Origin of the sequence: Flagellimonas lutimaris, assembly GCF_003581615.1 — a bacterium.
Classification (GTDB): Bacteria; Bacteroidota; Bacteroidia; order Flavobacteriales; family Flavobacteriaceae; genus Flagellimonas; species Flagellimonas lutimaris.
In genome coordinates, this window is record NZ_QXFH01000076.1 from 202,330 (window position 1) to 214,310 (window position 11,981).

Sequence of the window (11,981 nt, forward strand, 5' to 3'; positions counted from 1 at the left end):
TGACCTTGCAAAGCATCAACTTAATCATTTGACTTGCCGCTATGACATGTTCAGGGATGCTGTAGCGTTTTCAGATGGGATCGGTTCACTTTTTTGAAACAGCAATTCAGGAAGTATAATTTTAAATTCTTTCTCCATCTCCTCCTTGAACCAGTATACCACATAATTTATTTGGCAATCCTTTAATCGAAAACCCTTATTTTCATATCCGAGTATCTTATCCTTGAAACGTCCCGAAAATTTAACCAGGCAATTGCCCTTTTCATCATAGCATCCATCACTATCCACCTGTAACGGGTCCCCACTCTTATAATTGGACAAAAGATGTTGTCGTGTAATGAAAAAGTCCAACCATACATCCTTATGCGATAGCTGCAACACCAATAAGTCTGAAGGTTGATACGCATTATAATCAAATTTCTTTTGAATATCCTCACAGGACAAATCATCCAGAAAATCACTGTTCAAATGAACAATCAGGTTTTCTTTGGCCCTGGTCATGGCCACATAAATCTGTCGTTTTTTCTCATCAGAATCCAAGGCAAATCCATCCAACATCAAGAATACATTATCAAACTCCTTCCCTTTGGCTTTATGGATGGTCGAAACATTGATGGTTTCCCCCATGGTCTTTGTAAAATCCTCCAGTTTGGACTCCTTGACAAACATTTCAAAATCAGATCGGTACTTCTTTTTCGGGTGACTGGCGTCAAAATCTTTGATGATATTGATACAAGTCTCTATGTTGGAGCTGTCCCTATAGGTATCCCAAAGTTTACGCTTTGCATTTTTCCATGTGCTTCCATCGATGATATACTGATTTTGGGCAACTCCCAGTTGTTCGATAAAAAAGCGCACCTCCAATAGATCATAAAGACTGAAACCATCATTGGATTGTATCAACTTGGCAGGCAAACCACCTTTTATCAAAAGCCCTGCAATCTGAAGGGCATCATCATTGGTGTGTGTCAACACACAGGTGGACCCCGTTAAATCCGTTGATAGGATATCCTTGACCAATGGAGCAATGAGATGTGAGCTGGCATATTTGATCACTTTGACCAGACCATTGTCCTTCTGTTGGGGAACAATGGGGGTTTGTTTTAAACGGCGGGGTATCTGTCCCACAAATTGATTGGTAAAGGATACCAGGTTGGCCTTGCTTCGATAATTCTCAACAAGTTCAATTTTTTGGGCTTTTTGTTCGGAAATAAATCGCTCCAGATGTTCTGAACTGGCGCCCCTGAACTCATAAATATTCTGGTCATCATCACCAACGGCAATGACCCGCATGTCTTCATTGTGTTCCATGAGTGTTTTGATAAGCTCAAATTCATGCTTGTCCATGTCCTGGGCCTCATCGATGACCAATACCGTTTTTGTAATATGGTTGGTCTCAATATCCCCGTTCTTTATTTTGTCTACCGCATCCTTGATCACGGTTTGCGATTTTTCAAGAGATCCGACACGCCCCAATAGATCAAAGCAATAGGAATGAAAAGTTTTTATTTCCACGTATAGGGCCGCATTATGTATCAACTCAAACAAGCGGGTTTTAAACTCTGTAGCCGCCGCCCTTGAGAAGGTAACCATCAGCAATTGTTCGTGCTTTACATCCTCCATCAATAAGAGTGAAGCCAATTTATGCACCAACAACCTGGTTTTTCCACTCCCTGGACCGGCCACCACAGCAATATGTTGGTTACTGTTATCTTTGATAATGCTCAGCTTTGCGGGTGAAAGCACTCCAAAAAGCTTCCTGAACTTTGCCGGCGTTATATTTCTCTTGATTTCATTTTGCCTACTTCCCTTAAAATATTTGTTCAGAAAGGAAGTGTAGTTCAACTGGAAGTAATCTTCAACAAACTGCAATGCCCCTTTATAATCAGCAATCATTTTTTTGGCATACTCTCCCACAATATGGATCTGTTGGATCTTGTTTTCATAAAACCGATTCAGCTTTTCGTAATCCTCAACTTTGTATTTGATCCTATTGTCCTTTTCCAGCCTTTCTATGGTCAACCTATTGTACACGACCAGAAACCCACCTTCGATATGTATGGCTTCTATTCTGGAGAGGTAAAACAAGGCATCCTCAATATCATCAACATCAATATGGGACTTGAAAAGGGTGTTGTGGTTTTCATATTCACTTTTCAGACCGTGTACCGAAAACTCGACCAATACCTTTTCCTTATTGGTATCCGAAATGATATCCTCGCTTTTCTGGTACAGGGAATCTATAATGAACCGGGCCAGTTCATGACGCTTTTCCAATCTGTCCGTTAATTCAGCCGTTGAATACTGGGATTGGATGGAAAAATGATTTTTGGAATAGTCGTGCTGCTCTCGTTTGATCCAATTTTTGATCGTCCATATATTGATGATGGTTTTGATCTTGCTGGGTGAAACACTTTTGCATCCACTTTGATCTGCCAGCTCATTCAATTCCTTGATATGAAACGCCTTTTTCTCCAAGTCAAATTCCGAGGCCAAGAACCTTTCTATTTCACTGGTGGACTCCAATATGTTCATGGACCTGTTTCTTTTGGTTCCTCTCCCAATATAGGCCGTTAAGTCCTTGGAGTCGGCCAAAATCTTTTCTTCCCGCAAAAGGTTGACCACACTGATGACCTCTTCCCTTTTGATCCCTAGGTGGTCGGATATATAATCGATCCGGGATTCGGCAGCCTCATCCGTAGTCTGCTTTCTGCTCTTACTGGAAAGTAATTTTTTGATGATACGTACCGCGTGTTGTTTTTGTCTATCGTTGAACTTTTCAGACAGATTAATCTTCTCAATGGCTTCTTGGGCATTCTTGGATAGTATCCCATTGGCATAAATCCGAGGCATGTTCTGGCCCCTTCTGAGATAACCTGCTTCTTCCAAGGCAGAGATGGCCGTGGACACCCGGGTTTCGATCTCGACCACATTATCATCCCATCCAGCTTTTCTCGCAATTTCCAAAGCGGAATTGGAAACGGTATTCCTAAACCGTGTAATTTCCTTGACCGCCTTCCATATTTGTTGGATTTCCCTGATGTTCAGCTTGGTCTGGTTCAATAACACGAAATGCTTGCTCAGGTCATCTTCATTGTAAAGCGCATAGCAATCCGCAGTGATATTGGTGTCCCTACCGGCCCTGCCGGATTCCTGTACGTAATTTTCCAGAGAATCCGAAAGTTCATAATGAATGACCAAGCCCACGTCCTTTTTATCCACGCCCATACCAAATGCAGAAGTAGCAACCATGATCTGTATGTCCCCCCTAATGAAGGCATCTTGGTTTTCCGATTTCTCCTGCTTATCCATTTTACCATGGTAAGCCCTGGCCAAATACCCGTCATTTGACAATCGTTCCGCTATTTGAAACGCCCTTTTGGTCCGTGATACATAAATAATGGTAGGACAATCCTTTCCATCGATCAAATTGCGGAGGGCATTGTATTTATCCTCTTCATTATCCTTGGGAATCACTTTGTAATTCAAGTTCGTCCGTGAAACGGAAGCATTGAAACTTTCCAAACGAAGTCCAAGCTTATCTTGGAAATAATCCTTGATGTCCTGGATGACATTAGGTTTCGCCGTTGCTGTAAAACAGGAAACAGGTATACCAAATTCAAGGTTCTTTTTCTCCTGGAGCATTTTGATAAAATCCCCAATATATAAATAGTCCACCCTGAAATCCTGGCCCCAAGAAGAGAAGCAATGCGCCTCGTCAATCACAAAACGGACCACGTTCCTTCCAAGCAGCAGTCTTTCAATGGACTTTGACCGAAGCGATTCCGGTGAAATATAAAGCAGGGAAGCACTGCCATTCTCAACCCGTTCAAACGACTTCGCACGCTCTATGGGATCTAGAAGGCCATTGATGGTAACCGCTTCGGTAATATTGATTTTTTCAAGATTGTCCACCTGGTCCTTCATCAGGGACTGTAAGGGTGAAATGATTACGGTAAGACCCTTGACACTTTCCCCGCTCATTAGGGCAGGAACTTGAAATGCGATGGATTTTCCTCCTCCCGTTGGGAATACGGCCAAAATAGATTTGTTGTCAATGGCCGCTGTTACCGCTTCTTCTTGTAGGGCCTTGCCATCAAATGTCCTGTAATCGGGATATCCAAAGAACTTTTTAAGACCTAGTTTTACATCCAATGCCTTATGGCAATAGGCACAGCCCTCCATGCAGGGAATGTTCCTGAGCAAATACATGATCCGTTCCACCTCAGGATAATTTTTAAGCACCCATGGAGGAGTTATCGAGTTTCGGCTATCCGTAGCAATAATGGCCAAACTATAGGCAAGACCTACAGGGTCAGTCGCTATCGTCTTGTCCAGGGGGGCAGAAGCACAAATTTTGTCCGTGAACCTTTTTCGAATCAACCTGGATAAATCATCGGTCAAAGGAGCATACCCGACAAAATCAAAAAATGATGAAAATTCCTTTCGGTCATTCAATAAGGCATGGTATATCTGCTTAAGGTCCCCGTCCATTCTATGGAAAGCCGAGATTTCATCATAAAATAAATCCTTTGCTTTTATCGCATCGTTCACTGGGTTATTCAACTCCTCAGTTTGGAGTTTGTCGTCCTTAAGCAAGGAATGGTAAGGTTTGGCAGGAAATAAGAGGGGTGATAAAAATAAGGTATCCACGACCTTGATATCGGAAAGGACCTTGCCCAGGGATTTCTGGACATAGGGTATATCATGATAAATGACATTATGCCCACATATATACTCATGCTTACCGATGATTTCCAGAAGCTTAGGCGTTGAATTGGAGTGAAACGTATAACCCTCTCCACCAATCCCCCCAATATCAAGGATTTTCTCGCTTTTGGCTTGAACTTCGGTATCAAAAAAAAAGATTTTTTTCATCTATCCTTTTTCTGAATGATCATATCATTCTCTGTTTCCAAATAATCAACGGATATGGGACAAAAAAGTTGTTCTTTCTTGTTCCCGGTTTCCTGTAGTTGATTTTTAAAACTCTTTTAAGGGGGTGCCAGTAAATTACCAATAATTACCCAATGTTCCTTAAACCCAATGTATGAGGACACTTTGACACCCCTTCAAGTAGTTGTGATTACTTTACCTTGCCGAGAATAGGGTCTTCGAATCCATGCAACGGATCCAGGCCATTAGCCTTTTGTTTGGCCCATATGATATATTCCTTGGTCTCCTCCTCAAGCATTAGGTCTTCATTTTTTACTTGACGTTCCATTTCAGATATATACTCACGTATGGTTTGTGCCTTTTTCCAGCTATGTGCATTCTCAATAAGCTCCTTCATTTTGTTCTTTTCGGATTCCACAACAGCTTGTCTCTCTCTTTGAAGTTCCAATTCCCGTTCCTTTTCCTTACTTGCTGCTGCTTGTCGGGCCCTGAGGTCGTGCCAATCCCTACAATCCTTTTCTATCCAGGCGATGATTTCCGGCAAACAATCTTCGAGGGATTTGGTTTTACCATCTATCCATCTTTTTTGATTGAAGGAAGGACCTGCCTGAAACTCCAGCTTGTTCGTTTTCATCCAAGATTCCCGACTATATCCATCACCCTCCTTCTCCCTGATCCTGTTATATTTTTGACGAAGGTTGATCTCTTTTTTCTGACCGAACATTTCCACATGGCATCGTCCATATTCAAAACTGATTTGATGCCCCAGCTTTTCGATGGCCCGAACCAAAGTGTTCATAATTCTTAGGGCTCTAGCCAGTTGTTTCGTATCCGTACTGATAGGAAGAAACTCGAATTTAGGGTCATTAGAACTGAACCTCGAACCATATTCCTTATCCAGTTTCTTCCCAAGGGCTGTTTCGGTCTTCTTTATCAACGGATGTGGCCGTGATAACTTGGTCGGAACCTTTAAATTCAAGGTACTGTCATTCTTAAGCTCTTCTACCCGTCTTTTGTATTCGCTGACAAACCTCACGATAATCGCAGCATCGGGTTTGCCCTTTCCTACCACTTCCATAGGTGGTAACTCTTCCTGGTTTGTTGTTTTTCCATGTCGAAGTTTTTGCCAATATCCCTGTTTAGGTAAAGGAATTTGATGTTCATGGCATTTCATTCTTAAAATATGTGTGGGAACTTGTAGTTGATCTGAAATCTGGACCATGGGTCGGGACCAAACCAGATCATATAGTTGCTTTCTAGTAATAGCCATAACAATGCGTAAATTTTTTGAGGAATATTCCCGTAGAATGGTTCTTGGTTTAATTACCTACAGCTCTATCCGTACACTCACATAATCTACAATTTGAACATATAACCAATGGAAAAATAATTCCCGACCATGAGTTGGGTCACCGTAACATCAGGTTTCGCACTAAAAGTATCCGATTCCTCAATGACCGTACTTTTCCGGTCCACATAACCCAAGATACCTCCCCAATCCAGTACCACATTATGTTTCCTGCCATAGGAGAGGCCTACTCCGAACATCAAACGGGGCCTAACTTTTTTCTGGATGGAAAGCCCTGGACCGAATGTCCCATGCACCCCCAAAAGTTCAACCCCCTTGATTTTGGTCCCAAAGCGCATCATAGCATTGACACCCAATTCTTCGGTGATGTCCTCTTCCTTTACTATGGAGTATATCGTATCGGATTCGATGACTTCGGAAACGGTGGAAAACCGTTCGTCCCTGAGATTGGAGTAATAAAATCCTGTACCGACTGAAAAATAGGATCGTTTCTCCACCGGAAATACCAACTTGGGCAGTACTTCCCGTTGTAAACTAGCTGTACTGTCCTTTGGTTCAAAGGAAATGCTCAATTCCTCACGATCGCCCTTGAATTGAATGGGCAAGGAAACAAAAGTATTCCCATCCGTCCTTAAGTACCTGATACTTGCCAATAGTTTCTCCATGTTCAGCGGAGAGACCTGGGCCTTTATTTCATCGAATTTTGATATTGATTCCTTATAGCCACTCTGCAGTTCATCCACCTGTGAGGTATAAAACTTGTTTTTCTCCAAGAATTCAAAGAGGTTCTTTTCTTTGATTTTCTTCTGAAGCTCCGCCAAACTCTTTTCCGCATTGGTTTTGTGTTTCTCGATTTCTTGTTTCACGCCATAGAATGTCTCTATGGCTGTTTTATAATCGAATAACTTTTCGTTTTCTGAGGGTTCTCGCTGCAATCTTTCCTGCCTGAACTGCAGTATATCATTTTTTATCTTGCTTACTTCCCTTTTACTGGATTCGAGAAGAAAAACCATCCCTCGAATCAATTGTCGATGTTCCTCCACCAATTCAATGATCAGTTGTTCCTCGCTTTGTGTTTCTTTGAGAATCGACTCAAAATAGTCCATTTTTTCCACAAAGCTCTTCACTATGGAATCAGAAAATAGGGTTTGGTAGCTATACTCATTTTTAGCGACCAGTTCGGATTCTATCTCCTTAAATTCAGCGAAGATCGAAGTACTGAATCCTTCAGTAATGCTTTTAATGGACTCCAGTGAAATATCCCCAAAAGTGGGCATTTCCAATTTTTGGGCCACTATGGTGTCTTTACTATTGATGACAACCTTGTACCAATTGGGATTGATATTATTGATTCGAACCATGTAAAAATCCCCCTTTTTAATCTTTTGGGGAAGGTTGATAAAATCTTTCTTTTCTATCTTTCCATATCCAAAATCAATATCCACGTAGTAGGTATCACCTGTCGAATACGCCTTATTGGTTCTACGAAGCTCTTTATCCAAAAGACGCTGAATGATAGCTTTTGCACGACCTTCACCTAAAATTGAGTCCACCTCCTCCTGTGCATCTTCAATTTCCTTTTTTTCATACTGTGCCCAAAATGGGTTCACGGCACACAAAAAGGTAATCAAGAAAAGTATTTTGATGTGTTTCATAATTCGTGTATTAAATGATTGCCGGTATGGAAATCAGGTTCTTTCTTTTTCTATGAGGCAAAACTGATAATATCCTTAGCCTCCAATATGAAATGGATACCGATAACGGTCAGGGCTATCCATTCTGCCCAAAAAAGATTGATCCATTTTTTATTGATCAGATGTGCCACTAGTGCCAAAATGGAAGCTGCGGCAATGATATAGCTGATGACCGTATCCTCCTTATCATGAATAAATGCAATGACCAAGGTACAGCCGATAAAAAACAGGAAAGCAAATGTATAATGGGTCTTGGGGTAGACATTATAGGGAAACAACAATACTCCAAAGAGTACCGTCCCCAACACTATATTGTACCCACGTTCCTGCCAAAAGTCAAATTGGTACATCTGTTCCTGAAAACTCACATCGAGGTTAATGACACCGTTGTATATGAACAACATTGCGGCAATGGTAAAGACCATACCGAAAATATGTCGTCGTTCCATCTCTATATACGCACTGATACTGGAACGGAAACCCTTCTGTTGTTTCTTGGAGTCAGCCATCCTGAGTATTATGGGAATACATATACAGATAAGAGCAATAAAAATTTCAAGCTGAGTGATTTTTGCAAGCATGGTATGGTCAGTTTAATAAAAACAAAAAAAATCCTGATGTAAAAGATTCTCGTTCGGGTTTATCCGTGTTCCATAACAATTCGCTAGCAAGGCCAATAAGATATAAGGTGTTGTAAATTACATGTTTAACACTTATTTCCATTATACTTTTTCCTTAAAAAAACTGGGGTTTTTCCGCAAAAGATGTATAAAATCAGAGGAAAGTCAACTATTCGGTTGAGATACTTTCATGAAAGGCTGGAAACCCATAATTTATTGAGGTTTTGAAATGTAGGTTCTGAAGCTTCCAAACTTTGCATTTCAAAAAAACAGATAGATTAAAAACAAAAAGAGAGCGGTAAAAAATGCTTTTAGATTTGTTCTATTAACATCATTGGCAATTATTAGTTCTCTTTTATAAATCAGAACTTTCTGTTGCCATATTCATGTCACTGCCCTTTATGGTTTAAATAAATTAGCGTCAATTAAACTTAAAACGAAATGAGGAGCTACAAATCCATTCTTTTATTACTATCATTTTTTATTGCCAATGTTTGCCTGTCCCAAGATAAAAAATCGATCACATCAATTTTGGTCGAAACATCTTATAATGATATCGATAACGCAATTGTTTACTACCATAAACTCAAAAAAGATAAACCCGAAACATTTAACTTTAACGATGAAAGAGAACTTAATGGTTTGGGTTATCGTCTGATCAACGATGGTAGAATTGAAGATGCCATAAAAATTTTCGGATTATTGATTTCTGAGTTTCCTGAATCTTCCAATCCATACGATAGTCTAGGCGAGGCATATTTTTTAAGTGGTGATATGGATTTGGCCCTAGTCAACTATAAAAAATCTCTTGCCTTAAATCCAAATAATGAAAATGCAGAACGGTTTATAGTAAATATACAGTTTGAAAACCGTGATAAAAATAAGTTCTACAACATTTATCCAAAGCAACACTATTTGCATGACATAGACGAATTGGCCAAAACACTTACCACTGTGAATCCCTATCCATACAAGTTCATGTCAAAAGAAAAATTTTGGAATGTGGTAGATGAAAAAAAGAACTTAATAACAGATACCACGACTTATCCCGAGTTTATCTGGCATTGTAGTGAATTGGTATCCAATATAAATTGCGGACATAGTAGTATTCCAATGTACTTCCAACAAGAAAGCGAAATGCTTCCCGCAAGTTTACGTTTCCCTATGGAGCTGTTCAACCTTAATGGGAAACTATATGTTTCTGATGCGTTGATAAACAACAAAAGAGTGAAAGCAGGAATAGAAATTCTTACCATAAACGGGAAAACCAGTGCGGAAATAATAGAGGACATCAATAAACATATTAGCTCTCAAGGAAAAGTCGGAAATGCCGCTAAAAGACATTTATACAATTGGCAATCGACAGCTCTAATACCATATTCATTTGGCTTTCCTAAAAACTATGAAATAGTAATTGAAGGCGAGGAAAAGCCTATAGCATTAAATCAGTTAGAAACATATCAGTTTGGACTCAAAAAACTAAATTCTTGTAATGAAACACTTTGTCTTGATTTTGTCGGTGATGATGAAAGTACAGCACTAATGTCAATAAATCATTGGGATTTCTACGGTAGTAAATTTTCAATATTAAAAGAATTTGTGGATGAAAGTTTTGAAAAAATCAATAACAACAATTGTGAAAACCTAATTATTGACGTTAGAGGAAATGGTGGTGGAAATTCCTGGGGTGCTGCCTATCTATTACAATATTTAAGTAAAAAACCTTTTACCTATTTCAAGGATGCCCCCAAATCTGATGCCAAACTCAAACCATTATACCCTTTGGATAATGGATTTAAAGGAGATATCTATTTTTTAACTGACGGAAGAGCTGGCTCAACAACAGGTCAGTTACTTGCACTTGCAAAGCACAATAAGATCGGTACGATTATAGGTGAAGAATCCAACGGTGGCATATTCTATACTGGAGGACAAAAAATATTTCGCCTTACCAATACAGGAGTGTTTTTTATGGTAGGTAGGGTCCCTCATATTACCAATGCAGATTCCATTTCAGATGAAGCAGGTGTATCCCCTCATCATTATAGTGTACTCACTATTGAGGATTATCTGCGCGATGTGGATACACCATTAGAATATACTTTGGGACTTATTAAACAAAACTAAAAACCCGTATCCAGAATATTAAAATGAGTTAGGTGATTCAAATTGAATACTGCTTCAAATTTCAAATGATGGTGACAATAGTAAATCAGCATTTATCGGCGATATGAAATTAATATCAATCTAGTTGATTTTGCTTTTCCTGTAATCGGTAGGCGTAGTACCGGTAATTTTTTTAAATGCTGTATTAAAGGAGGATTTGGAATTAAAACCAACCTCATAGATAATTTCCGATATGTGAGTGGACCTTCTCTCGGGGTTTTCAAGGATTGTAATCGCCATTTTGATTCTGTACTCATTGATAAAATCGAAAAAATGCTTTCCCAAGTGCCTATTGATCAATAATGATAATTCGTGAGGCTGCATTTGCAAGTCATCTGCCAAGTCCTTCATGGTCAGGGAAGGCGACAAAAAAGGCTTGTGCTTTTCCAGATGTTGCTTTAATCTGACTATTTCGGATTCAATGCCATTATTTGCCTTAACTGTATTCCCATGGATTGGATTGGGATAATAAATCAAGTTTGAATCGTTATCCAGCAGATGTTTTGTATCCAATGGATTGGATATTTCGGGAGAATATAAATGTTTTAAAACCAACCAAATGATAAATATCAGCAATAGAAGTGTGTGAACAATTCGGGCAAGGTCAATACTATCCATATGTCCTGAAAAATTGGCTAAAGTCCTTAAAAAGGAAAAAACAAAAAGCAAAGTCAACAAGATGGTCACTTGCTTTAGCCATTTATAATTTTGACTTCTTTTAGGAGAATAATCCCTATCCAGTACCCGCTTATAGTTTTCAAGTTCCCTTATCATGAGCAGCAAATAAATCGTGGTGGAGATGATAACTACAGCGGCATAAATCTTAGCCTCCATATGGGAATGAAAAGATTGGTAAAAAGCAATTTTATCAGTTTCCGGGACCACAAAAAATCTTGGTACAAATAAAAACAGAACCAAAATAAATGGAATCAAATGGGCCAAATGTTTCTTCACCAATTTAAAATCGAGATACAGGGAAGAAAGTAAATACAAATAAAGTAGAGGCGGAAACAGCAACACCAATTGATCGCGAATTTGTTCCAGGAAAAGAGGCATAACAAAATATCTGGAATAATAAAATACACTGATATGTAAAAGTACACTGAGCAAAAAGAACCCCATCAACCTATTTCGGACCTTATTATGCTTTTTACTTTTTACCGTTAAAAAGAAAAATGCCAGTACCAGTGCTATAAAAAAGACCACCAAAGTAATTTTCCCTAAAATCAAGTTTTTTTCAGAAGAAAGTGGAAATAATTCGTTGGTTGAACATTAATTAAATTCCGAGTTTATTAT

General features: G+C 39.3%; 6 protein-coding genes. 1 reads left to right on the forward strand and 5 read right to left on the reverse strand.

Features of this window, described 5'->3' with window-relative positions:
• Nucleotides 1–39 precede the first annotated feature (39 nt).
• The 4 genes from D2V08_RS14010 to D2V08_RS14025 all read right to left on the reverse strand — a co-directional run bounded on the left by D2V08_RS14010 (nucleotide 40) and on the right by D2V08_RS14025 (nucleotide 8,480).
• Nucleotides 40–4,878: a RecQ family ATP-dependent DNA helicase gene (locus tag D2V08_RS14010; protein WP_119608782.1), complete on the reverse strand. Its 4,839-nt coding sequence runs from the start codon at nucleotides 4,876–4,878 to the stop codon at nucleotides 40–42.
• 208 nt (nucleotides 4,879–5,086) lie between these two features.
• Nucleotides 5,087–6,166 carry a hypothetical protein gene (locus D2V08_RS14015; protein ID WP_119608783.1) on the reverse strand — a complete coding sequence of 360 codons (1,080 nt, stop codon included), beginning with the start codon at nucleotides 6,164–6,166 and terminating at the stop codon, nucleotides 5,087–5,089.
• A gap of 86 nt (nucleotides 6,167–6,252) precedes the next feature.
• Nucleotides 6,253–7,860, reverse strand: a complete 1,608-nt coding sequence (locus tag D2V08_RS14020; RefSeq protein WP_119608784.1) for a hypothetical protein — start codon at nucleotides 7,858–7,860, stop codon at nucleotides 6,253–6,255.
• 50 nt (nucleotides 7,861–7,910) lie between these two features.
• Nucleotides 7,911–8,480 (reverse strand): DUF7103 family protein, encoded by a 570-nt coding sequence (locus D2V08_RS14025; protein ID WP_119608785.1) that lies wholly within the window; start codon nucleotides 8,478–8,480, stop codon nucleotides 7,911–7,913.
• Between the two features lie 480 nt (nucleotides 8,481–8,960).
• Here D2V08_RS14025 and D2V08_RS14030 point away from each other — a divergent pair, with 480 nt between their 5' ends.
• A complete protein-coding gene (locus D2V08_RS14030) occupies nucleotides 8,961–10,646 on the forward strand; it encodes a S41 family peptidase (RefSeq protein WP_119608786.1) in 1,686 nt (561 codons plus the stop codon).
• Between the two features lie 120 nt (nucleotides 10,647–10,766).
• Here D2V08_RS14030 and D2V08_RS14035 read toward each other — a convergent pair whose 3' ends face one another.
• Nucleotides 10,767–11,915 (reverse strand): helix-turn-helix domain-containing protein, encoded by a 1,149-nt coding sequence (locus tag D2V08_RS14035; protein WP_119608787.1) that lies wholly within the window; start codon nucleotides 11,913–11,915, stop codon nucleotides 10,767–10,769.
• Nucleotides 11,916–11,981 lie beyond the last annotated feature (66 nt).